Source organism: Actinoplanes sp. NPDC023936 (genome assembly GCF_040639325.1).
Classification (GTDB): Bacteria; Actinomycetota; Actinomycetes; order Mycobacteriales; family Micromonosporaceae; genus Actinoplanes.
Genome location: NZ_JBEZZR010000004.1, coordinates 52919 through 75396, shown reverse-complemented (window position 1 = coordinate 75396; position 22478 = coordinate 52919). Strand labels below are relative to the sequence as shown.

The 22478-nt window shown below is 71.1% G+C and carries 20 protein-coding genes; 9 read left to right on the top strand and 11 right to left on the bottom strand.

The genetic code is table 11. The annotated features are described in order from the left end of the window. Positions 1 to 89 precede the first annotated feature (89 nt). Together ggt and AB0F72_RS06590 are read right to left on the bottom strand one after the other, a co-directional pair. The gene (ggt, locus tag AB0F72_RS06595) at positions 90 to 1883 is read right to left on the bottom strand and encodes a gamma-glutamyltransferase (RefSeq protein WP_360426250.1); all 1794 of its coding nucleotides are present in this window, start codon (positions 1881 to 1883) and stop codon (positions 90 to 92) included. 82 nt (positions 1884 to 1965) lie between these two features. Beyond that, positions 1966 to 3474, bottom strand: a complete 1509-nt coding sequence (locus AB0F72_RS06590) for an alpha/beta hydrolase (RefSeq protein ID WP_360426247.1) — start codon at positions 3472 to 3474, stop codon at positions 1966 to 1968. 139 nt (positions 3475 to 3613) lie between these two features. Here AB0F72_RS06590 and AB0F72_RS06585 point away from each other — a divergent pair, with 139 nt between their 5' ends. After that, positions 3614 to 4732: a PQQ-dependent sugar dehydrogenase gene (locus AB0F72_RS06585; protein ID WP_360426244.1), complete on the top strand. Its 1119-nt coding sequence runs from the start codon at positions 3614 to 3616 to the stop codon at positions 4730 to 4732. Positions 4733 to 4751: 19 nt separating this feature from the next. Here AB0F72_RS06585 and AB0F72_RS06580 read toward each other — a convergent pair whose 3' ends face one another. From AB0F72_RS06580 to AB0F72_RS06565, 4 genes are all read right to left on the bottom strand, one after another. Then, entirely contained in the window at positions 4752 to 5003 is a 252-nt protein-coding gene (locus tag AB0F72_RS06580) for a hypothetical protein (protein ID WP_360426241.1), read from the bottom strand. Positions 5004 to 5124: 121 nt separating this feature from the next. Further along, a complete protein-coding gene (locus AB0F72_RS06575; RefSeq protein WP_360426238.1) occupies positions 5125 to 5394 on the bottom strand; it encodes a hypothetical protein in 270 nt (89 codons plus the stop codon). Between the two features lie 10 nt (positions 5395 to 5404). Then, a complete protein-coding gene (locus AB0F72_RS06570) occupies positions 5405 to 7081 on the bottom strand; it encodes a sodium:solute symporter family protein (RefSeq protein WP_360426235.1) in 1677 nt (558 codons plus the stop codon). Positions 7082 to 7141: 60 nt separating this feature from the next. Then, positions 7142 to 7795, bottom strand: a complete 654-nt coding sequence (locus AB0F72_RS06565; RefSeq protein WP_360426232.1) for an HAD family phosphatase — start codon at positions 7793 to 7795, stop codon at positions 7142 to 7144. Positions 7796 to 8033: 238 nt separating this feature from the next. On the opposite strand from AB0F72_RS06565, the gene AB0F72_RS06560 reads away from it, so the two are divergent. Then, on the top strand, positions 8034 to 9305 hold the full coding sequence (locus AB0F72_RS06560) for a glycosyltransferase (protein ID WP_360426229.1): 1272 nt from the start codon (positions 8034 to 8036) through the stop codon (positions 9303 to 9305). 413 nt (positions 9306 to 9718) lie between these two features. Here the strand turns inward: AB0F72_RS06560 and fgd are convergent, their stop codons facing one another. Both fgd and AB0F72_RS06550 read right to left on the bottom strand, forming a co-directional pair. Beyond that, entirely contained in the window at positions 9719 to 10717 is a 999-nt protein-coding gene (gene fgd / locus AB0F72_RS06555) for a glucose-6-phosphate dehydrogenase (coenzyme-F420) (protein WP_360426226.1), read from the bottom strand. 9 nt (positions 10718 to 10726) lie between these two features. Then, positions 10727 to 12586 (bottom strand): sigma-70 family RNA polymerase sigma factor, encoded by a 1860-nt coding sequence (locus tag AB0F72_RS06550; RefSeq protein WP_360426223.1) that lies wholly within the window; start codon positions 12584 to 12586, stop codon positions 10727 to 10729. Positions 12587 to 12718: 132 nt separating this feature from the next. On the opposite strand from AB0F72_RS06550, the gene AB0F72_RS06545 reads away from it, so the two are divergent. The 4 genes from AB0F72_RS06545 (at position 12719) to AB0F72_RS06530 (ending at position 15791) form a co-directional block, all read left to right on the top strand. Next, positions 12719 to 13117 carry an ATP-binding protein gene (locus tag AB0F72_RS06545; protein ID WP_360426220.1) on the top strand — a complete coding sequence of 133 codons (399 nt, stop codon included), beginning with the start codon at positions 12719 to 12721 and terminating at the stop codon, positions 13115 to 13117. 95 nt (positions 13118 to 13212) lie between these two features. Further along, the gene (locus AB0F72_RS06540) at positions 13213 to 14355 is read left to right on the top strand and encodes a PP2C family protein-serine/threonine phosphatase (protein ID WP_360426217.1); all 1143 of its coding nucleotides are present in this window, start codon (positions 13213 to 13215) and stop codon (positions 14353 to 14355) included. A 74-nt stretch (positions 14356 to 14429) separates the two neighbouring features. Further along, entirely contained in the window at positions 14430 to 14888 is a 459-nt protein-coding gene (locus AB0F72_RS06535) for a MarR family transcriptional regulator (RefSeq protein WP_360426214.1), read from the top strand. Positions 14889 to 14909: 21 nt separating this feature from the next. Beyond that, positions 14910 to 15791 (top strand): LLM class flavin-dependent oxidoreductase, encoded by an 882-nt coding sequence (locus AB0F72_RS06530; protein ID WP_360426211.1) that lies wholly within the window; start codon positions 14910 to 14912, stop codon positions 15789 to 15791. Between the two features lie 102 nt (positions 15792 to 15893). On the opposite strand, the gene AB0F72_RS06525 is transcribed toward AB0F72_RS06530, so the two are convergent. Continuing rightward, positions 15894 to 16244: an Lsr2 family protein gene (locus tag AB0F72_RS06525; RefSeq protein WP_360426208.1), complete on the bottom strand. Its 351-nt coding sequence runs from the start codon at positions 16242 to 16244 to the stop codon at positions 15894 to 15896. 190 nt (positions 16245 to 16434) lie between these two features. Between AB0F72_RS06525 and AB0F72_RS06520 the strand changes: the two genes are divergently transcribed. Then, on the top strand, positions 16435 to 16866 hold the full coding sequence (locus AB0F72_RS06520; protein WP_360426205.1) for a hypothetical protein: 432 nt from the start codon (positions 16435 to 16437) through the stop codon (positions 16864 to 16866). Beyond that, a complete protein-coding gene (locus AB0F72_RS06515; protein WP_360426202.1) occupies positions 16857 to 18080 on the top strand; it encodes a serine hydrolase in 1224 nt (407 codons plus the stop codon). Before AB0F72_RS06520 ends, AB0F72_RS06515 begins: the two co-directional genes overlap by 10 nt. A gap of 318 nt (positions 18081 to 18398) precedes the next feature. Here the strand turns inward: AB0F72_RS06515 and AB0F72_RS06510 are convergent, their stop codons facing one another. Beyond that, positions 18399 to 19313, bottom strand: coding sequence for a sigma-70 family RNA polymerase sigma factor (locus AB0F72_RS06510; RefSeq protein ID WP_360426199.1), 915 nt, complete (start codon positions 19311 to 19313; stop codon positions 18399 to 18401). Between the two features lie 181 nt (positions 19314 to 19494). Here AB0F72_RS06510 and AB0F72_RS06505 point away from each other — a divergent pair, with 181 nt between their 5' ends. After that, positions 19495 to 19995: a DUF456 domain-containing protein gene (locus AB0F72_RS06505; protein ID WP_360426197.1), complete on the top strand. Its 501-nt coding sequence runs from the start codon at positions 19495 to 19497 to the stop codon at positions 19993 to 19995. Positions 19996 to 20085: 90 nt separating this feature from the next. On the opposite strand, the gene AB0F72_RS06500 is transcribed toward AB0F72_RS06505, so the two are convergent. Next, positions 20086 to 22422, bottom strand: coding sequence for an ATP-binding domain-containing protein (locus AB0F72_RS06500; RefSeq protein WP_360426194.1), 2337 nt, complete (start codon positions 22420 to 22422; stop codon positions 20086 to 20088). Between the last annotated feature and the right edge of the window lie 56 nt (positions 22423 to 22478).

The following is a 22478-nucleotide window of genomic DNA, read 5'->3' as shown; positions in this document are numbered from 1 at the left end:
CTGAGCGGGAACCGCGCGGAGACCGAAAAATCACAGCTGTTCGGGCGAGTGCGGGGTGGATTTCGGCTCGAAATCCACCCCACAACCGGTCAGCGCCTCGGGTGGACCACCGCCGCCGCGCCGCCGCCGCGCCGGGCCGGCTCGGCCGAGGCGATCAGGCCACCACCCCGGGTGAACTCGATCGCGGTGGCCGCGCCCAGCTCCGCCACGTCCGGGCCGAACGTGTGGCCCAGCGCGGTGAGCTGCGGCCCGTACCGGGCGCGGAACGCCGGCTCGGCCTGGATCCCGGCGCTGTTGCGCTGCGAGGCCCGCGGCGCGGCCATCGCCTCCGGCAGGGTCATCCCCAGATCGAGGCGGTTGACCAGCACCTGCAGAACGGTCGTGATGATCGTCGCGCCGCCCGGCGAGCCGAGCGCGAGGAACGGCTTGCCGTCCTTCAGCACGATCGTCGGCGACATCGAGCTGCGCGGGCGCTTGCCGGGCCCGGGCAGGTTCGGGTCGGCCGCCGTCCCCTGCGTCGGCGCGAAGTTGAAGTCGGTCAGCTCGTTGTTGAGCAGAAAACCACGATTGGGTACGACCATCGCGTTGCCGCCGGTCTGCTCGATCGTGAAGGTGTACTCGACGACGTTGCCCCACCGGTCGGCCACTGTCAGGTTCGTGGTGCTCTGACCCTGCTCGACGGGTTTGCCGGCGGTGGCCGGCGTGCAGCCGCGAGCGGTGATGTCACCGGGCGGGACCGGCTTGGTGAGCGCCTTGCCGGGGTCGATCTGGCAGGCCCGCTGAGCGGCCCACCGGTCGGAGAGCAGCTGCCGCACGGTCCGCTGCGAGGTGTCCGCCCCGACATAGCGGTTCCGGTCGGCGAAGGCGAGCGCCGACGCCTCCAGGTAGTAGTGCAGTTTCTCGGTCGCCGAGGCGGAGCCCGGCAGGCCCTTCTCGATGATGTTGAGCGCCTCGCTGACCGCGATGCCGCCGCTGGACGGCGTGTTCATGCCGTAGACGGTGAGACCCCGGTAGTCGGACCGGGTCGGCGACGGGAACCTCAGCCGGTACCCGGCCAGGTCGGCCTTGGTGAGCTCGCCGGGCCGGATCGGGTACGCCCAGGCGCCGGTCGGATCGTCCGCGACCGGCGGGTTCTGGACCGTCTCGATCAGGTCGTCGGCGATCGCGCCCCGGTAGAAGACGCCGGCACCCCGGTCCGCGATCAGCCGGTAGGTGTCCGCGAGATCCGGGTTCCGCAGGGTCGAGCCGACCGCGGGCGGCGCGCCGCCGGGCAGGTAGATCTCCCGGGTCGAGTCGAACTGCCCGAACGCGGCCGCGTTGTCGGCGACCTGCTGCCGGAACGTGGCGTCCACTCCGAAGCCCCGATCGGCGACCCGCGCGGCCGGGCGCAGGCCCTCGGCGAGCGACCGGGTGCCCCACTTGCGGGCCGCCGCCTCCCAGGTGGCGACCGTGCCGGGGACGCCGACCGACAGGCCGCTCACCCGGGCCTCGGGGAAGTCGTACGGCAACCCGTCCGCGGGATCGATGAAGTAGTCCTCGGTCATCGTGGCCGGGCCGGTCTCCCGCCCGTCGATCGTGGAGACGCTGCGGCGCTTGGCGTCGTAGTAGACGAAGAAGCCGCCGCCACCGATCCCGGCCGAGAACGGCTCGGTCACGCCCAGGGTGGCCGCTGCGGCGATCGCGGCGTCGACCGCGTTGCCGCCCTTGCGCAGCACGTCGAGGCCGACGGCGGTGGCCGTGGCGTCGACAGTGGCGACCGCCCCGCCGTACCCGGTGGCGGTCGGACCGAGGTCCGGCGCGCCACCCGCGGAGGCTGGTGGGGCCGCGACCGCGACTCCCAGGGTGGTGAGGGAAAGCGCTGTGAGCGCGGGCAGGAGCCGCATCGGCCCTCCAGACAGGACAGTGTCGGTTGTCAATTCCCTGCCTACCGGGGATCCGGGCGGGGCACAACCGCAGGCGTCGATATCAGCCGACGCCGTAGGGCACCGGCTCGACCGGCGGGCAGGTGGCGCCCGGTGCCGGCAGGGTCAGGTCGGTCAGGTAGCGGTCGGCGGCGCCGGACACGCAGTCGCTGTGGCTGTACGCGACGTGCCCCCACCCCTCGTAGGTGAGCAACCGGGCGGACGGGCCGAGCTGCCGCGCCACGTTCGTCGCCCAGGAGTACGCGGTCGCCGGGTCGTGCCGGGCGTTGACCAGCAGCATCGGCGTCTTCGCGGCCGGGATCGGGCGCTGCGGGTCGGCGGGCGGGTCGGGCCAGCCCGCGCAGCCGGAGACCGCGGTCAGCGCGAGCGGCGAGGCGGTCATCTGCGGCGCCCGGGCGGCGAGCCCGTCGATCAGGGCGCGGTACCCGGTCCAGCCGCCGACCGGCAGCGACCAGTCCCGGCACATCACCGCCGGGAAGCTGTGCGGGGTGAGGTCCACCTCGGGCGCCGCGCGCCGGCCGGCCGGCGCCGGCTCGTACGCCTCCTTCAGGTAGTAGGCGAACGAGTACCACTGCGGGTCGTAGAACGCGCTGAACGCCGCCGAGATCAGGTCCCACTTCCGCAGCGGGGCCGGCGGGTCGTACGGGTCCTGCAGCGTGCCCGCCTCGGCCCGGTCCATCAGCGCCGCCCAGATCGCCCGGATGTCCCGGCCGCGCAGCGCGCACTGCTCGTCCCGGCCGCACCAGGTGACGAACTCGTCGAACGAGTCCTGCGCGGACTCCGCGGTCCGGCCGACGAACGCGGCGAGGTCGGCGCTGTGGTCCATCACGCTGTCCAGCACCAGGGCGCGCAGCCGGTCCGGGTAGCGCTCGGCGTAGAGCTGACCGATCAGCGAGCCGTAAGACGCACCGTAGAAGCTGATCTTCTCCTCGCCCAGGGCGATCCGGGCGGCGTCCATGTCGCGGACCACGTTGCCGGTCCCGGCCTGGTGGAAGACCGGCCCGCTGCGGGACGCGCAGTCCGCCGCGAGCCGCTTGTTGTACGTGGCCCACTGCCCGAACTCGGCCTCGGTGGCAGCGAGCGGGGACGGTTTCGCGTCGACCAGGTCCTGGGCGCAGAGGATCGGGGCGCTGCGCCCGACCCCACGCGGGTCGATGCCGACGATGTCGAACCGGCGCTCCACCTCGTCCCCGAAGTACTCGGTGTCGAGCGCCTGGTTGACGGCCGAGGCGCCGGGACCGCCCGGATTGACCAGGAGCACGCCGATCCGCCGGGACGGGTCTCCGGCCGCGCGGCGGGCCAGGGTCAGCTCGATCGACGGGCCGTACGGCGCCGACCAGTCGGCCGGGACCCGCATGGTCCCGCACTGCGCCTTCTCGTCCTCCGGGCACGGCTCCCAGTGGATCACCGGGGGGCCGCCGGACCGCAGCGTCGGTGGCACCCCCTGCACCGGGTCGGCCAGGGCCGGCCGTGGCGCGTACGCGAGAAGGGTGGTGAGGGTGAGGATCGCGGCCGTGACCGGCCGCCGGAATCGCTGGTGTCCCGCTCGCAAAACCTCTCTCCGCCCTGCGCGGCCGGCGCACCGCGCGGCCACCATCTTCATGCCGATCACCCCGGCTAATCCGGCAAACAGCCACATTTAGCACAGATTGGGCGTTGGAGCCAGCCCGCGGCCGTGGCAACGTGGAGCGATGAACGTCATCCGCACCACCCGCCTGGCCATCGCCGCGACCGGCGCGGCCCTGCTGACCGCCTGCTCCGCGGAGACCGGCGGGGAGGCGGCCCCCACCGTGCAACCGGTGCCGGCGGTGTCCCCGGCACGGTCGCCCGCCGTGGAAAGCACCGCGAAGGCCCCGGACAGCGCCGGGAAGGCGCCGGACCTGTCCGCGCCGGAGACCGTGGCGACGGGCATCGGCGTGCCGTGGGGCCTGGCGTTCCTCACCGACGGCAGCGCGCTGGTGTCGGAGCGGGACAGCGGGCGGGTGCTCCGGGTGGAACCGGGACGTGAGCCGCGCGAGGTCTACACCGTGCCGGGCGTGGACGCGGGCGGCGAGGGCGGGCTGCTCGGGCTGGCCGTGCACGAGGACTGGGTCTACGCGTACTTCACCGGCGCGGAGGACAACCGGATCGTCCGCTTCAGGCTGGAGAACCCGCAGCCGGAAGTGATCTTCGAGGGGATCACCAAGGGCTCCCGGCACAACGGCGGGCGGATCGCGTTCGGGCCGGACGGCATGCTCTACGTCGGCACCGGCGACGCGAGCGAGGAATCGAGGTCACAGGACCGGGACGACCCGAGCGGCAAGATTCTGCGGCTCACGCCGGACGGCGATCCGGCGCCGGGCAACCCGTGGGCGGGATCGCCGGTCTGGACGCTGGGTCACCGCAACGTGCAGGGCCTGGCCTGGGACGACCAGGGCCGGATGTACGGGATCGAGTTCGGGCAGAGCACATGGGACGAGGTCAACATCATCGAGAAGGGCCGGAACTACGGCTGGCCCGAGGTGGAGGGCCGCGGCGGGAGTTCCGGGTTCACCGACCCGATCGTGCAGTGGACCACGGACGACGCCTCGCCGAGTGGCGCGGCGGTCGCCGGGGACACGCTCTACGTGGCGGCGCTGCGGGGTGAGCGCCTGTGGACGGTTCCGCTCGGCGGTGGTTCCACCACGGCCGAGCTCACCGGTGAGTACGGACGGCTTCGCACGGTCGCCGTGGCCCCCGACGGTTCGCTGTGGGTGACCACATCGAACACCGACGGCCGCGGCGACCAGCGTGACGGCGATGACCGGATCCTGCGTTTCCCGGCCCGGTAGGGTCGCGACCCGATGACGGTTACCTGCTGACCGGTGGTAGTTGGGGCAGGGCCGAGATGGCCTGCGCGTACTGGTTGATCTGACGCTTGTTGGGCACCACCCCGTACACCCGGAGCTGATCTTGGATCGCCTGTTTGATGACGTCCTCGCTCTGCCCGCGGTGGGTCTTCATGACCTGGTTGACGACGTAGTCCACCCGGAGCTGGACCTGCCAGCCGGGTGAGCGGCGACCTCCCGAGGCGAGGCCGCTCAGTGCGGTGAGGGCTTCCATGCCCGGGTTATCGGTCGCACGGGCAGCCGTCTTGAAGATATGCGGACCCTGTGCAACACGACCGCAACCCGGGCACACCGCCGTGGCCATCAAACCGCCCGGCCAGCGCTCCGCCGGGCTGTCACTCCGCCCGGCCGGACTCCTCGTCAGCGGGCTGCGACGGTACCCCCTTGGTCGGGTTGAGCCGCAGCCAGATCAGGAAGAACGCGCCCAGGCCGAGCATCGCGAGGCCCATCCAGAGGTTGATCCGGACGCCCTCGGCCTTGTCGATCTCGGCCTGGCTGTCGAAGATCCCGACCGTCGTGACGATCACGCCGTAGATCACGAACAGGCCGCCGATCACCAGCCGCACGTCGAACAGGCGGCTCTTCCCCGCAGTAGGTTCACTCATCGTCGGCTCCTTACCAGACCGGGATGTACAGGACGACGGCCAGCACCAGGGCGAGCGTGCCGAGCAGCACCGGGTTGCGCCACCAGACCTTCTCGCCGGAGATGATCACGTCGCTGGAGGTGGACTGGCCGCCCAGCCCGTACACCAGGCCGCGCAGCTCGTCGTCGGACTTGCTGGTGCCCCGGGTCATGATGGTGACCACCACCGCGACCACGACCGCGGTCAGGAACGCGGCGCCGGCGCCCCAGAAGCTCTCCTCCAGGTCGGAGTTGAAGTGGAAGACCTCGGTGAGGTGACCGATGTACAGCGTCAGGGACGCCAGGAAGCCGAGCAGCAGGGACCAGAAACCGGCCCACGGCGTCATCTTCTTCCAGAACATGCCGACGATGAACGTCGCGAACAGCGGCGCGTTGAAGAGGCTGAACAGCGCCTGGATGTAGTTCATGATGTTGGAGAAGCCGGCCGCGATGAACGCGGTGCCGATGCCGACCAGCACACCGCCGATCGTGGCGATCCGGCCGACCCGGATGTAGTGGGCGTCGGTCCGATCCTTACGGATGTAGGCGCGCCAGATGTCGTACGTGAAGACGGTGTTGAAACCACTCACGTTGGCCGCCATGCCGGCCATGAACGACGCGATCAGACCGGTCACCGCGACACCGAGCACGCCGTTCGGCAGCAGGTCGCGCATCAGCAGCGGGATGGCGTTGTTGTAGACCAGGTCACCGTTGTCCGCGCCGAGGCCCTTGACCGTGACCAGGGCGATCAGGCCGGGGATGACGGTGACGGCCGGGATCAGCAGCTTCGGGAAGGCGCCGATGATCGGCGTACGCCGGGCCGCGCTCATGTCCTTGGCGCTGAGCGCACGCTGCACCTCGGCGAAGTTCGTGGTCCAGTACCCGAAGGAGAGCACGAAACCGAGACCGAAGATGATGCCGATCCAGTTCGCGCCGAGCGGGTTGCCGGTGCCGGCGGTGTCCGCGAACGTGTGCAGGCCGGGCTCGCCGAGCGGGCTCTCCCGGACCTTCTCCATCAGGCCGTCGATGCCGCCGACCTTGACCAGGCCGACCACCGTGATCGGGATCAGACCGGCCAGGATGACGAAGAACTGCAGCACCTCGTTGTAGATCGCCGAGGAGAGCCCGCCGAGCGTGATGTAGATCAGCACGATCGCCGCGCCGATCACGATCGACACCCAGAGCGGCCAGCCCAGCAGGGCCTGCAGGATCAGGGCGAGGGCGTAGAGGTTGACGCCGGCGATCAGCACCTGGGCGAGGGCGAAGCTCAGCGCGTTGAAGAGGTGGGTCGGCCGGTTGAAGCGCCGCCGCAGGAACTCGGGGACGCTGTGCACCTTGGAGCCGTAGTAGAACGGCATCATCACGATGCCGAGGAACACCATGGCCGGTACCGCGCCGATCCAGTAGTAATGGAGCGTCATCAGGCCGTACTCGGCGCCGTTCGCGGCCATGCCGATGATTTCCAGGGCGCCCAGGTTGGCCGAGACGAAGGCCAGGCCGGTCACCCACGCAGGCATCGACCGCCCGGACAGGAAGAAGTCGTTACTGCTCTTGATCGCACGGCGGGCGGCGAATCCGATCCCGAGCACCGTGACGAAGTAAAGAGTGAGAATCAGGTAATCGACGATGCCCACATCTAGCCGAAGACCCTCCGCAGCCAGTGTTCGCACGGGCCCACCTCCATTTGTCGGCCCGTGCTATGCCCCGATCGAAGATTTTTCACACGAAGTTCACAGCGTGGTGATCATCTCCGGTGTGACCTCGCTGATAGCGCCGACGACCCGGCTCGCCCCGGCGAGCGCGTCCGGCGCCGGCGGGTAGACGCCGTGCGGCACCGCGATCACCGTGAGACCGGCCGCCGCGGCGGAGCGCAGACCGTTGCTGGAGTCCTCGATCGCCGCGCAGTCCGCCGGGGTGAGACCCATCTTCGCGACAGCGGTCAGGTAGACGTCCGGCGCCGGCTTTCCGCGCGGCACCTCCTCGGTGGAGAGCGTCACCTCGAACGCGCCGGTGAGCCCGGCGGTCTCCAGCACCTGGTCGATCAGGATCCGCGCGGACGAGCTGGCCAGCGCCAGGCGATAGCTCTGCCGAAGGGAGCGGACCACCTCGACCGAGCCGGGGATCAGCGGCAGCGCCTCGCGGTACCGCGCCGCCATCCGCCCGAGCACGTCGGCCGCCACCTGCTCGGCCGTGCGCGGCACACCCACCTCGTCGGCCAGGTGCGCCGACCACTCGCCGGTGCTCATGCCCATCATCCGGTCCTGGCTGTCCGGGAGGAACGCGCGCCCGAACTCGGCCACATAGCCGCGCCGGACCTCCTCCCAGACCTCCTCGGTATCGATGATCACGCCGTCCAGATCGAACACCACAGCTTTGACACTCACATCGAAGACCCTACCCCATGTGTACGATGGGTAACCGCGCCACAACCGCACACGACGGTCCCGCCCTCTTCCGGCCGCAGAGATGATCACTATCAGCCGTTAGGCCCGGTTGCTACGGGGTTGCAGGCAGGTAGCTTCGGCACTGCACCGCAGCCGAGCCGGGAGCCGTCGCACCATGCCAGTTTCACCGAGTCACCGCGCCGCAGCCGGTAACCGTCCGGCGTCACCCTCCGTAAGCGTGGTGATCCCGGCCGGCGACCCGTCGGACCTGCCCGTGCTGCTGCGCGCGCTGCCGCCGGTCGACGAGGTGATCGTCGTGGTGGGGCGCGGCGAGGACACCACCCGGACGCTCCCCCGGCCGCCGCGGGTGATCCGGCAGACCCGGTCCGGCGTCGGCAACGCGCTGGCCTGCGGGGTGGACGCCAGCACCGGCGACATCATCGTGACGCTCCCCGGCGACGGCTCCTGCGACCCGGCCGAACTGCCCCGCCTGCTGGCCGCGCTGCGCGAGGGCGCCGACGTGGTGCACGGCTCCCGCTACCTGTCCGGCCGGCCCGGCGTGCTCGACATGATCCTGCTCTGGTTCCTGCGGGTGCTCTTCGGCTGCCGGCCCAGCGATCCCGGTCATGGGTACCGTGCCTTCTGGCGGGACAGCACCGGACAGCTCGGCCTGCCCGCGATCACCGGCTTCGAGCCGGTCCGCGGCGACGGCCCGGAGATCGAGGCGCTGCTCGCCGTCCGGATCGCCGCCTCCGGCCTGCGCGGCGCCGAGGTGCCCACCACCGTCCATCCGCGCGCCGCCGGCACTCCGCTGGTCACCGCCGTGCGCGCCCTCGTCGCCGAGTACGCCGGCCGCCGCCGCGCCGCCCGCGCCGGCACCCCGGAGAGCATCGTGGTGGTGACCGGCCGCCCTCTGATCAACCCACGCGCCGGCTCCTCCGGCACAGCCGGCGCTCCCCGCACGGCCGGCGCTTCCCGCACAGCCGGCGCTTCCCGCACGGCCGGGACTCACCGCACGGCCGGCGCTCCCCGCACAGCCGGGACTCCCCGCACGGCCGGGGCTGCTCGCACGACCGGGGATCGCCACGCGGCCGGGGATCGCCACGCGGCCGGGGATCGCCACGCGGCCGGGACTTCCCATTCGGCCGGGGCTGGTCACGTGGCTGGGGCTCCCGCGCCGGTCTGGCCCGCGCCGAATCAGCGCCGGACCACCGCCTCGGCCGACCTGCCCAACAGCGGCCTGCTACCCGGCGACCGAGGTTTCACCGAGCGCCGCCGCAGCGACGGCCGCAACGCCGAACGGGCCCGCGCCGCCGGGAACGCCGACCTCCCGTTCGCGGGGCGGGGCTGGGGAAAGCCCAAGCTCGACCCGGCGGAGAACCTCACCCGCCGGCGGTGGCGCGACCAGAGCACCCGCAACACCGGCTCGGGCCGCCCCAACCTCCGAGTGATCAACGGCGAGGGAGCCGGCCCGTCCCCCCGTCGCAACGACCACCTGCGCTCCGTCTGACCCGCGCCGGCCGTCCAGCGGTAACAAATACGATAAATCCGGTTTGCCGGCCGCAGTAACCGGCCTCAGCGACGGCTCACACCACCGAGCCGTAGCCCACGCAGGTCACGCCGGCGCACAACCTGCCCCAGCTACGGCTCGCGACACCCGGCCGTAGCCCACACAGGCAAACACAGCTTGATCACCGGGCTGAGCTACGGCTGGCGACCCCGAGCCGTAGCCAGCGCAAGTAAAACGCCCCGAAAATCTGCCCCGGCTACGGCTCGCACCACCCGGCCGTAGCTCACGCAGGTAGACGCCCCGAGAACCTGCGTGGGCTACGGCTCGCAGCCCCCACTCGCGGCCCCGAGAACCTGCGTGGGCTACGGCTCGCAGCCCCGTCGCGGGGGGGGCGAGAAGCGGTCGAGATTCGGCTACGCGCGGGCGCGGAGGAGCGGGAGCACCTCGGTGGAGTAGAGGCGCAGGAAACGCTCCTGATCCGGCCCCGGGGCGTGGAAGACCAGGTGCTTGAAGCCCATGTCGAGGTACTCGGCGACCTTCGCGGCGTGCTCGGCCGGGTCGGAGGAGACGATCCAGCGGGACACGGTTCGCTCCACCGGGAGGGCGTCGGCGAGCCGCTGCATCTCGATCGGGTCCTCGACGCCGGTCTTCTCCTCCGGCGACAGCGCGAGCGCACCCCAGTAGTGGGTGTCGTTGCGGGCCCGCTCGATGTCGTCGTCGAACGAGACCTTCACCTCGATCATCAGGTCCAGGTCGTCGAGGTTGCGGCCGGCCTTCTCCGCGCCCTCCTTGACCGCCGGCAGCAGCGTGTCGGTGTAGAGACCGTGGCCCTTGCCGCTGGTCGTGATGAAGCCGTCGGCGATCCGGCCGGCGAGCCGGGTCGCGGCCGGGCCGGACGCGCCGATGTAGATCGGGACGGGCGTCTCCGGCTTGTCGTAGATCGTGGCGTTCTCGGTCTTGTAGAACTGGCCCTCGTACGTGACCCGGTCCTCGGCCCACAGCTTCTGGATCAGCAGCACCGCCTCCTTGAGCCGGGCGAACCGTTCCTTGCCGTCCGGCCACGCGGTGCCGAGCAGCACCTCGTTGAGCGACTCGCCGGAGCCGACGCCGAGGATGGCGCGGCCGGGCGCGAGGCAGCCCAGCGTGGCGAACGCCTGCGCGACCACGGCCGGGTGGTAACGGAACGTCGGCGTCAGCACGCTGGTGCCGATCAGAACCTTCTGGGTACGCGCGGCGAGCGCCCCCAGCCACGGCAGCGCCGCCGGAGCGTGGCCGCCGTCGTGCCGCCACGGCTGCAAGTGATCACTGACGAAGACCGAGTCGAAACCCGACTCCTCCGCGAGAATGCCGTACTTGAGCAGCTCAGCCGGCGCGAACTGCTCGGCCGACGCCTTGTACCCGAACCGAATCATGAAACGAGACTATCCCGCGGCACGGTACGCCTTGCCCGCCTCGGTGGGGGTCGTCCCGTCTTCGTAGAGACCGAAGTCCACGCTGTCCCCGACGGCGGGCAGACCGAACCACGCGTACCGGGCGACGAACCTCCGTTTCTCCAGGCCGGCCGTCGCGCCCTTGATGAAGGTGACTTTCTGAGCGTCGCTGGGATAGCGCGGGGAAGCGCCGAAGTTGATCAGACCGAACTCGGTGATCCAGATCGGTTTGCGGTAGCGCTCGTGCACCGCGTCGACGTAGCCGAGGAACTGGTTCACCGCGGCCTTGCTGAAGTCGGAGCCGTACCAGTGCAGGGCGATCGCGTCGACTCGCAGGCCCCGCTCGGAAGCACCGGTCATGAAGCGGTCCAGCCAGCCGCCGGCGGTGTCACCACCGAACGCGACAGCCGGGCTGACCAGGTTCATCCCGGTCGCCTCCAGTTTGGGCCAGGTGTCCAGGGCGGCTTCGACGGTCATGTTCGACTGCTCGGCCAGGTCCGGCTCGTTGAAGCCGAGCAGCCAGTCGCCACCCTCGGCCGCGGCCTGTTTCAGGGTGGCGGTGGTGACGTTCGCGGGGCCCCAGATCATCGGGACGAACTCGACGCCGGCCGGGCCGGGCACGTCGTCGTCACTGGGTCCCCAGTCGTAGTACCAGGAGGCGCCGACGTCCTTCAGGGCCGCTTTCGACCCGGTGAACTTCCAGACGGCGGCGCCCTTCTTCGCGGAGATGCCGGTGCTGGCGGGCGGCGCGGCTGACGGCTTGCGGGACGGTGCCGGGGACCGGGAAAGGGACGGCGCCGGGGAGGGTGAAAGAGATGGCGACGGGGATGGCGGCAGCGAGGCGGACGGCGATACCTGCGGCGTCGCCGAGGGGGACGCGGGCAGGGCCACCGGCTCGGCCACGGCGACCGTCGCGGCCGGTGGCGGCGCGGGCTGCTGATTGGCCACGACGATCGCGCCACCACCGGCGACGGCTGTCGCGGCGAGCACGCCGGCGAGCGCCTTCTGCGCCAGCGAGCCGCCGAGCTTTGCCGGAATGTTTGCGGTGACGGCTTTTGATGCGGTTGTGGCAGTTGTGGCCGTACCGGATAAGAAGTGAGCCGGCGGCAGCGGCACCAGGGCCATGCCCGCCAGGAGCCGCTCGGCGGCGATGAGATCGTGCCAGGCGGAGGCGCAGAGGCCGCACTCGCGGGTGTGCCGGGCGATCCGTTTGCGCCAGAGCGCGCCGGGCCGGCCGTCCCAGGCCGTGAGCAGGGCGTCCAGATCCGGGCAGCGGGGTGTGCGGTGCAGCGCCCGGACCACCGCCCGGGCCGTCTCGAGCTGCAGTTTCATCCGCTGGATGCGCACCGCGGCATGCTGGCGTCCGACACCCGTCGCGTCCACGATCTCGTCGCGGGTGAGCTCGCCGGACGCCTCCAGCCACCAGAGCGAGAGCAGCTCCCGGTTCTCCTCGTCCAACCAGCGGGTCGCCTCGGCGGTCTCCCGGCGCTGGCCGGAGAGCTCCAGGCGGGTGATCGCCAGATCGGTGAAATCAGCGCCCGGATCGCGCAGGTCGGCATCGAGGAGCTCGTCCGGAGCGCTGTGCCGGCTGCGGAACCGCTCCCGCACCTGGCGGACCGTGATGGCCACCAGCCACGAGCGGAAGGACTCGGGTTCGCGCAGCTCACCGAGGTTGCGCAGGACCCGGATCATGACCTCCTGGACCACGTCGTCGACATCCGCGTGACCCTCCAGGGCCCGGCCCACGATGGTGTAGACCAGCGGCAGGTAACCGGCCACCAGACGGTCCACGGCGGCCGGGTCCCCGGCTCGGGCAGCGATCACCGTCGCGAGATCGGGTTGTCGAGCCATGAATCCGCCTTCCCTGGGCATGCACGCGTCCACCGGATAGGGAGACGTGCGCGCCGACCATGGATAACACGAATCGGGGAGCGGCCTACCGGCCCGTGGTTAGCGGACGGGCCGACCGGGCACAGAAAGTGCATGCGTATGTCGGTCCGGCTCAATCTGCCGCGCGAGGTGGACAGCGTCCCCGCCGTGCGCCGACTGTTGCGATGCGCGCTGACGATCCTGCGAGTGGATCGTCAGGCCGGCACGGATCTGGAGATCGCGCTCACCGAAGCGTGCGCCAACGTGGTGAAGCACGCCACCGGCGCGGAGAACTTCGAGGTACGCCTCGACGTGGGTCAGGACCGCTGCTCGATCGACGTGGTCGACGAGGGTTCCGGCTTCGACGCCGCCGCGGTGAGCGCAGCGACCCCCACCTCCGACAGCGAGCGGGGACGTGGCCTCTTCCTGATCCGGGCACTCGGCGAGAACGTGCGGATGCAGTCGAGCGCTCGTACCGGAAGCCTCATCCATTTCGAGAAATCCTTCGCCTGACCCTTCTACCCGCGCCGGACGGGCCAGTGGCCCGTCCGGCGTAAAATTTGCTTGCCGTATAACAAATACCTGACCGACGTCGACTGGGGAGGAGTGTGGAGTTGTCCGACCAACCGGTCGCGCTGGGCGTCTCGCTACGCGCGGCATCGCCCGACCGGCTTCCCGAAGTGGCCGCGGACCATCTGCGCAGCCGCTTCGGGGCCGAGCCGGTCGAGGTGTTCCTCGCTGACCTGACCCAGTCCTCGCTCTGCCCGCTGATCAACGGCACGAACCCGGACCCGGCCGCGCTACGGTGCCTCGGCAGCCAGCGGGCCGCCACCTCCACCACGGCGAACGGCGCCATCCGGATGCACCTGCCGCTGAGCTGCTGGGGAGAGCGGATCGGCGTGCTGCGCCTGGACCTGCCGTCCCGGCCCGAGCCGGAGGCCGCCGAGCAGCTGGCCGCGGCCGCCGACGAGCTGGCCACCGCGCTGCGGGCCGCCGACACGAGCACCGACCGGTACCGCCGGGCGCAGCGCCGGGCACGGCTCACCATGGCCGCCGAGCTGCAGTGGGAGCTGCTGCCCGGGCGGTCGCTGGGTGACGAGCGGTTCCTCGTGGCGGGACAGCTGGATCCGGCGTACGACGTTCGCGGCGACCACTTCGACTGGGCGCTGGACGGCGAGCGGCTGACGCTCACCGTGCTGAACGGGTTCGGCGACGGCATGGAGGCCTCGCTGCTCACCACCGTCGCCGTCAACGCGATGCGCAACGCCCGGCGCTGCGGCGCCGACATCGTCGAACAGGCCGAGCTGGCCTCCGACGCGGTGCACGCCCGCCGGGCCGGCGCCGCGCACGTCGCCACCCTGCTGCTCGAGGTGGACCTGGTCAGCGGGCAGGTGGCAGCGGTCGACGCCGGGTCGCCGCGCTGCCTGATCGCCCGGGGCGGCGAGATCGAGATGGTGGAGCTGGAACAGCAACTGCCGTTCGGCATGTTCCCCGAGGCCCACTACGAGATCCAGCGGTTCCGTCTCGAACCCGGCGACCGCATGCTCGTGGTCAGCGACGGCGTGCACGCCGCGGTGCCCGGCGGCCGCTCCCCGTTCGGCGAATCCGGCCTGCTCACCGCGATTCGGCGGACACGGTTGCAGCCGGCCACCGAGGCAGTGGGTACCGTGATGAGAAGTCTGCACGACTACCACGCCGGCGCCGAGCCCGAGGACGATGCGGTGACAGTGTGCCTCGACTGGCGGCGCTGACCCCGGTTCGACCGGCGGCCCGTCGGGTAGAACTGCATACTCACGGGTCCGCGACTTCGACAACGGGGATCGGCATGGAACGCGCCAACGAGCTAGCCGGGGCCATCGAGTCGTCGGTCGAGGCGCTGACGGCCGTCCTCGATCGGGCCCGCCTGGCCCAGACGCCGATGGTGCCGCCCGCCCAGCTGCGGGTGCTCAGCATCGTGGCCGGCAGCCGGCACACCAACATGAGCCGGCTCGCGGAGGCGCTCGACGTGGTGCCGTCGTCGGCCAGCCGGCTCTGCGACCGGCTGGAGGCGACCGGTCTGCTGCGCCGCGTCGCCGACCCCCGGGACCGCCGGGAAGTGCGGCTGCTGCTCACTCCCGCCGCCCGCCGGCTCCTCGCCGACCTGCGCGAACGCCGCCGGGCCGCGCTCGGCGAGGTGCTCGACCGGATGCCGCCCGCGGCCCGCACGGACCTGCTGAAGGCGTTGCAGTGCTTCGAGGAGGCGGCGAACGCGGCCGAGGCGGACGGCAGCCTCCGGTCCGCCTGACCACCCGAGTACGCTTCCGCTGTGCGTATCGGCATCGTCATCCTCCCTGACCAGCGCTGGTCCGAATCTCGCGAACGCTGGCGTCTCGCCGAGGAGTACGGTTTCGACCACGCCTGGACCTACGACCACCTCGGCTGGCGTGACCTGGCCGACGGCCCCTGGTTCGACGCCGTCCCGACGCTGACCGCCGCGGCGGCCGTCACCGAGCGGATCAAGCTCGGCACCTACGTCGCCTCGCCGAACTTCCGGCACCCGGTGCACTTCGCCCGCGAGTCGCTGGCGCTCGACGACATCTCCGGCGGCCGGCTGATCCTCGGCCTCGGCGCCGGCGGCATCGGCTTCGACTCGGCGGTGCTCGGGCAGCCGGAGCTGACCCCACGCCAGCGGGTGGACCGGTTCGCCGAGTTCCTGGAGCTGTTCGACACGATCCTGCGCAACCCGTCGACGACGTGGTCCGGTTCGTGGTTCTCCGCGGTGGACGCCCGCAGCATCCCCGGGCCGGTCCAGCAGCCCCGGCCGCCGTTCGTGGTGGCCGCCAACGGGCCGCGGGCGCTGAAACTGGCCGCGAAGTACGGCGACGGCTGGGTCACCACCGGCGACGCCTATCTCGACACCGCCGAGGAATGGTGGGCGTCGATCCGTAAGGCGCGTGACCGGTTCGACGCCGCTCTCGACGCGGCCGGCCGGCAGCCGGACGAGGTGGATCGCTATCTCAACCTGGACACGTCGCCGGTTTACTCAATGAGCAGCGTTGGCGCGTTCGCCGACGCCGCCGGCCGGGCCCGGGAGCTGGGATTCACCGACGTGATCACGCATTGGCCGCGGGAGTCGAGCTGGTACGCCGGGGACGAGAAGGTGCTCGAAGCGGTCGCCGCCGAGCTGCCCGGCATCCGTTTAGGGTAAGTGCCTTTACAGGCACTTCTTGTCCAATTCGGACGCCCTCAGTGGGATTTCTCACGGACGCCGTGCCGCTGGCGCGGCACCGGCACGGCATCACGTGGTGAATCAGCGGCCGTTCGCCGCCCGGTACGCGTTGCTTACCTCCTGCGGAATGCGGCCCCGCTCGGAGATTTTGTGCCCGTTACGGATCGCCCACTCACGGATCAAGCGGTTCTCGTCGCGCGAGCCGGCGGTGCGGGCCGGTGCCACCGCCCGCGAACCGATACGGGCACTGGTGGTCCGGCCCAGCCGGGTGCCCGCCGTGATGTACGGGTCCAGCGCCTTACGCAGCTTTCCGGCATTGGCCTCGGAAAGGTCGATCGTGTAGCTGACGCCATCGAGACTGAACTCGACCGTCCGATCCGCCTTCTTGCCGTCCAGATCGTCGATCAGGGTGGTGATTACCTGCCGCGCCATAACGACTCCCGAGAGATTATTAATCAACCGCGCCCAGTCTCGCTCGCGACTGGCACATGGCGCAACTCCCAACCGCGATCCGGCAATTCTTTCTCCGCTTCTTTACCGAATAGCGACCCGGTAATAGCGCCGAATCGACGCGAAAGCCCGGGTTGACCGAGGCCCCGGCTCTCGCGTTAGGGTCTGGCCCATGCAGGACGAGCAGGTCGCCTGGCGAGAGCAGCAGAAGCTGGCTGCGGCCGGTCGCGCGGCAGCCCTCGAGGCGGACCGCGTGGCAGAGGCCCGGCAGGCGGAGGCGTTGCTCGACGGCTTCGTGCGCACCGCCGGTGAGCGCGGCCTCGAGCCGCACCTGCTGAGCGCCCGCACGCTGGACGGGCGCTCCACATACAAGACGCACGTCCGCGGGTGGTACCTCAAGTCCGATCGGTCGGTCGCGGTCGGCGAGGACGGGGAGTACTACATCCTCACCGTCCCGGCCTCGCTGCGTGCCCGATTCGTCGGCGCCGATCTCTCACCCAGCCGGGCCCGGCTGATCGTCGGAGCGGGCGGCGGTGACGGGGATCCGATCCCGTTGAAGCAACTGCTGGACCGGCGCTTGGAGGCGGGAGCACGTTGGCCGTGAAGATCATTGCGGCCCTGAGCGCCACCCTCCTCCTTGTCACCCCCGTTCCGGCCGCGGCTCAGGCACGCGCGGAGATCCCCTGCCCCAAGCCGAAGATCGCCAAGCCGAGCGCCCCGCCCCGGCCCACCCCACCGGCCGAGAACGCCGAGCAGATGGCGGTCGGCGGCGCGGACCTCGCCACCCACGGCCTGATCGTCCCGGACGGCGCCACGAGCCCGCCGGCGCTCACCGCCACCACCTGGATGGTCGCCGACCTGGACACCGGCGAAGTGCTCGGCGCCTGCGGCCCGCACGTGCACCAGACCCCGGCCAGCGTGCAGAAGATGCTGCTCGCCGCGACCGCGATCGCCGACCTCGACCCGAAGAAGCAGGTCACCGTCACCCGCGGCGACCTCGACATCGAACCCGGCAGCTCGGCCGTCGGTCTCGTGGTCGGCGGCAAGTACCCGGTCTCCACGCTCTGGCTCGGCCTGCTGCTCAACTCCGGCAACGACGCCGCGAACGCGCTGGCCCGGATGGCCGGTGGCGGCGGCACGAACGGCGTCACCAAGACCGTCGACGCGATGAACGCCCTCGCGAAGTCGATCGGCGCGTACCAGACGCACGCCGTCACGCCGTCCGGATTGGACGGCAAGGGCCAGTTCACCAGCGCGTACGATCTCGCGCTGATCGCCCGGGTGTGCTTCGAGAACGCCGACTTCCGCAAGTACGCGCTCACCAAGGTCGCGCAGATGCCGGCGCAGAAGTCACCGAAGGTCGGCGGCTTCCAGTTCCAGAACGAGAACAAGCTGATCTACAACTACCCCGGGGCGATGGGCGGCAAGACCGGATTCACCACGCTCGCCCGGCACAGCTACGTGGGCGCGGCCGAACGCGGCGGTCGCCGGCTGGTCGCCACGCTGCTCGGCGCCGAAGCCCGCCCGCAGCGCGGCTGGGAACAGGGCGCGGCGCTGCTCGACTGGGGATTCTCGCTGCCCAAGGGCAGCTCGGTCGGCACCCTGGTCACCCCCGAGGAGATCGCCGAGAACACGAAGGCGCCGGCTGCGGACGCGCCGGCGCCGGCCACCGAGGAGACCGTCCCGGCCGCGCAGCAGGACGCGCCGCGCGGGTTGTCGGTGGCGGCCGCGCTCACGGTCGCGGTGCTGCTCGCCGTGGCGCCGCTGCTCCTGCTGCTGATCCAGCGCCGCCGCCGGAGACTGAGCCGCCGCGTCTAGGCGTGTGGAATTCGGGCGCGCTCCGCACCTCAACTCCACACGCAGCTGCGGTTCCGCCCGGGCGTGTGGAATTCGGGCGCGCTCCGCACCCCAACTCCACACGCAGCTGCCGCTGCGCCCGGGCGTGTGGAATTCGGGCGCGCTCCGCACCCCAACTCCACACGCAGCTGCCGCTCCGCCCGAGCGTGTGGAATTCGGGCGCGCTCCACACCCCAACTCCACACGCAGCGGAATTCCGGCTGGGGGCGGCGCTGAGGGCGTACCCAAGCGGGAAAGCCCGGCGTCGCGGGGACGCCGGGCTTTCGCAGAAAGGGTGGGTCAGGCGGCCGCAGCGGCAGCGAGGCCCTGGCCGAGGGTGGTGTGGCCGTGCTCGTTGGTCATGGCGAGACGGCTGCGCATGCTCGTGTTGTTCCCGATGTTGGCGTAGTAGGACGCGCGGCGGCGAGCCACGATGCTCTCCGGGTTCTCCGGGATCGGCGCGAGGTCCGGGTTGAGGTGGGTGTTCAGGCCGTCCTTCAGCAGCGACAGCGCCTCGGCGCGCAACTGGCTGACCCGGCTCTCGGTGACGCCCAGGTCGGCGGCGATGTCGGCCATCGGGCGCTCCCGCAGGAAGTACTCGGTGACGACGGTCTGCAGGCGGTCCGGCAGCGACGCGATCGCGTGGTGCAGGTAGCCGATCTGCTCGCGGCGCAGCAGCATCTCCTCCGGGCCGGGCGCGCGCTCGGTGACCATGTCGTCGGCGCTGCTCGTGGTGAAGCCCTGCAGCGAGAGGACGGTCGCCCGCTGCACGTCGGTGTCGGTCTGCTGCAGGTCGGTCGTGGTGGTGCCGAGCGCCTGGGCCAGCTCGTCCGCGGTCGGGGTGCGGCCCAGCGTGGTGGTGAGCTGCTGGCGCGTGGTGTCGGTGGTGCGGGCCTTGGACCGCACCGAGCGGGTCGCCCAGTCCAGCGCGCGCAGCTCGTCGAGGAGCGCGCCGCGGATCCGGGTGCCGGCGAACCGGTTGAACGGGACGCCGCGCTCCGGGTCCCAGCTGCGGGCCGCAGTGACCAGGGCGTGCAGGCCGGCGCTGGTCAGGTCGTCGCGGTGGATGTGGTTGGGGATCCGGCTGAGCATGTCCCGCACCAGGTGGCCGACGAGCGGCATGTGCGTGCGGATCAGCTCCTCCTGCTCGGCGGCCGTGAGTACCGCGGTGGCGGTGGCGGCAAGGTCGGCAGCGGTAGCAACGTTGCTGGTCAAGTCGTCTCCCCCAGTATGTCGGCGCCTCGCGGCACCGGCTGACAGGAGAAAGATTCGCGAGCGGAGGGTGCACGGCCGGGTCACGCACAGTTGCATGCCGGTTGTACCCGGCGGACCGTCGGCGGCGTTGTCCAGCTATCGGCGGCGGGCCGGGCGGCTTGAGGGTTCTACGCTGTGCGCCATGGATCTCAGCGACACCGGTGGCGCGATCACCCTCCTGTCCGGCCTGCTGATCGCCGTCGGCGCGATCGGCGTGATGCTGCCGGTGCTGCCCGGCCTCTTGCTGAGCTGGTCAGGTGTGCTGCTCTGGGCGCTGCTCGGCGACGGCAGCGCCGCGGTGCGGTGGGCGGTTCTCGGCGTCGCCACGCTGATCGCCGGCGCCGGCCTGGTGGTCAAGTTCCTGTGGCCGGGGAAGAAGCTGAAGAGCACCGGCGTGCCGAACTCGGCGCTGCTGGCCGGCGGCGTGCTCGGCCTGATCGGGTTCTTCGTGGTGCCGGTGATCGGCCTGGTGCTCGGTTTCGTCCTCGGCGTCTGGCTGGTCGAGGTGAACCGGCTGGGTTCCGAGCGGGCCTGGCCGTCAACCCGGTCCGCGATCGCGGCGGTCGGGCTGTCGCTGCTGGTGGAGCTGGCGGCGGCGCTGGCGATCGCGATCACCTGGGTGGTCGGCCTGCTGGCGGCCTGAGAACGGCCCGAACTCCACGCCAGGGCGGAACCCCAGCGGCGTGTGGAGTTGAGGCGCGGAGCGCGCCCCAGCTCCACACGCCGGGAGGGGTCAGGCGAGGCTGGCGAGGACCTCGGGCAGCTCGCCGGTGTAGAGGATGCCGAGGCGGCGGGTCGCCCGGGTCACCGCCACGTACAGGTCGGAGAGACCGCGCGGGCTCTCCGCGACGATCTGGCCCGGCTCGACGACCAGCACCGAGTCGAACTCCAGGCCCTTGGCCTGCCGCACCGTCATCAGCACCACGTGGTTGAGCAGGTCGGGCTGCTCCCCCACGGCCGCGCCGGGGACGGCCGCGACCAAGGCCTCGCCGAGGGACGCCTCCAGCGCGTCCGGCACCAGCACGCCGAGGCGGCCCTCCTCGATCAGGGCGGCCTCCTTGCGTACGTCGGCAATCAGTTCTTCGGCGAGGGTGACCGGCGGCACCCGGCGTGCCCACGGCGTGACGCCGGCCGAGCGGACCGAGCGCGGCGGGCGCAGATTCGGGTCGACCGCGGTGAGCACGTCGGCCGCGACCGCCATCACCTCGGCCGGGGTGCGGTAGTTGACGGTCAGCTCGACGAGACGCCAGCGCTGCGCCACGTACGGCTCGAAGACCTGCTCCCAGGTCGTGGTGCCGGAGAGCTCGGAGGTCTGCGCGACGTCGCCGACAGCGGTGACCGACCGGCTCGGGCAGCGGCGCATCAGCAGCCGCCAGGCCATCGGCGACAGCTCCTGCGCCTCGTCGACGATCACGTGGCCGAAGACCCAGGTGCGGTCCGCAGCGGCACGTTCCGCGGCGGTCCGCGTGTCGATCACCTCGTGCCGTTCGACGAAGGAGCTCGCGTCGACCACGTCGAGCGCGGAGAGCACCTCGTCCCGCTCGGCGCCCTCGTCCTCGAAGTCCAGCGACCGGGAGCCCTCGACGATCTCCAGGACGCCCTCCGCGTACTCGATCGCGGCTTTCCGCTGCCGCTGCTGCTCGCGGACCTTCAGGGTGTCGTCGATGCCGAGGAACTCGGCGAGCTCGTCGAGCAGCGGCACGTCGGCGGGCGCCCAGCCGGCGTTCCGGTCGCGCAGCAGCAGGGCGCGCTCGGCGGGAGTGCAGCCGGCCGACTCCAGGCGATCGTCGTCGGAGAGCAGGTCGCGCAGCACCTGGCGCGGGGTGAGGACCGGCCAGAACTCGAAGAGCGCCTGCTGCACGTCGATGTCCTCGCGCAGCTCACGGCGGGTCTCCGCGAGGTCGGCCTCGGAGAGCAGGTTGTCACCGCCGAGCGGGTCGGCGCCGATCCGCTCGGCGATCTGCAGCGACAGCGCGTGGATCGCCTCGGTCACGAAGATCTGCCGGGCCACGTTGTGCGGGCGGCCGGAGCGGCGGGCCACGGCCCGGGCGTCCTCCAGCACGGCCCGCTCGATGCGCACCGGGTAACCGTCGTGGTCGACCTCGACGAACTCGTCCGGCACGGTCTGCCGGTCGGCGACCGCGTTCTCCAGCACGTCGAGCATGTGCAGGCTGCCCTTGAGCGCCGAGGTGGCCGGCGATTCGACGGCCCGGGCCCGGATGCCGGGGAACATGTCGCCGAGCGTGGCGAGCAGCACGCCGGTCTCCGCGAGCGACGGCAGAACCTGGGAGATGTACCGCAGGAACGTGGTGTTCGGCCCGAGGATCAAGACCCCGGACCGGGTCAACTGCTCCCGGTACGTGTAGAGCAGGTAGGCCGCCCGATGCAGTGCGACAGCGGTCTTGCCGGTGCCCGGCCCGCCCTGCACGACGAGCACGCCGGGCAGTCCGGATCGGATCACCTCGTCCTGTTCCGCCTGAATGGTCTCGACGATGTCGCGCATCCGGCCGGTGCGGTTCGCGGTGAGCGCGGAGAGCAGCGCCGCCTCACCCGTCACGTCCTCGCGGCCGGTGCCGTCGCCGGCTGAGATGTCGAGCACCTCGTCGTCGATGCCGGTCAGGATCCGGCCGCGGGTGCGCAGGTGACGCCGCCGCGTGACGCCGAGCGGGTGGACCGCGGTGGCGAGGTAGAACGGCCGGGCGGCGGGCGCCCGCCAGTCGACCAGCAACGGGTCCTGATCACGATCTTCCGCGAAAAGACCCAGACGGCCGATATAACGAGGATTGTCCGCGGAGAAGTCGAGACGGCCGAAGCAAAGACCGTTCTCGACCGAATTGAACTGCGCCAGCTGTTCGGAATAGTGGCTGCGGGTGGCCTCGCGCTGGGCCCGCCCCTGCGGCGTGCCGCCGGCCTCCAGCAGGATGCTGCGCAAACGGCTGTCGGCCTGCTCACGCAGTTGATCCAGTCGCCCGTAGAGCGTGGTCAAGTACGCCTGTTCAGAATCGATCTCGGCGCCCGAGCTTGACAAAGTCGCCCCTTTTCGTGCTATCATTCCGGCGCTGGCAACCATTTAATGGTTGCCATTTTGTGTTTCTGCCAATGCTTTCGGCAAACGACCAGACTAGC

Bases quoted from the DNA above. Each gene is read 5' to 3' on its own strand.
- ggt (WP_360426250.1), bottom strand. From the start codon at position 1,883: ATGCGGCTCCTGCCCGCGCTCACAGCGCTTTCCCTCACCACCCTGGGA.
- AB0F72_RS06585 (WP_360426244.1), top strand. From the start codon at position 3,614: ATGAACGTCATCCGCACCACCCGCCTGGCCATCGCCGCGACCGGCGCG.
- AB0F72_RS06580 (WP_360426241.1), bottom strand. From the start codon at position 5,003: ATGGAAGCCCTCACCGCACTGAGCGGCCTCGCCTCGGGAGGTCGCCGC.
- AB0F72_RS06575 (WP_360426238.1), bottom strand. From the start codon at position 5,394: ATGAGTGAACCTACTGCGGGGAAGAGCCGCCTGTTCGACGTGCGGCTG.
- fgd (WP_360426226.1), bottom strand. From the start codon at position 10,717: ATGATTCGGTTCGGGTACAAGGCGTCGGCCGAGCAGTTCGCGCCGGCT.
- AB0F72_RS06550 (WP_360426223.1), bottom strand. From the start codon at position 12,586: ATGGCTCGACAACCCGATCTCGCGACGGTGATCGCTGCCCGAGCCGGG.
- AB0F72_RS06545 (WP_360426220.1), top strand. From the start codon at position 12,719: ATGCGTATGTCGGTCCGGCTCAATCTGCCGCGCGAGGTGGACAGCGTC.
- AB0F72_RS06535 (WP_360426214.1), top strand. From the start codon at position 14,430: ATGGAACGCGCCAACGAGCTAGCCGGGGCCATCGAGTCGTCGGTCGAG.
- AB0F72_RS06525 (WP_360426208.1), bottom strand. From the start codon at position 16,244: ATGGCGCGGCAGGTAATCACCACCCTGATCGACGATCTGGACGGCAAG.
- AB0F72_RS06520 (WP_360426205.1), top strand. From the start codon at position 16,435: ATGCAGGACGAGCAGGTCGCCTGGCGAGAGCAGCAGAAGCTGGCTGCG.
- AB0F72_RS06505 (WP_360426197.1), top strand. From the start codon at position 19,495: ATGGATCTCAGCGACACCGGTGGCGCGATCACCCTCCTGTCCGGCCTG.
- AB0F72_RS06500 (WP_360426194.1), bottom strand. From the start codon at position 22,422: ATGGTTGCCAGCGCCGGAATGATAGCACGAAAAGGGGCGACTTTGTCA.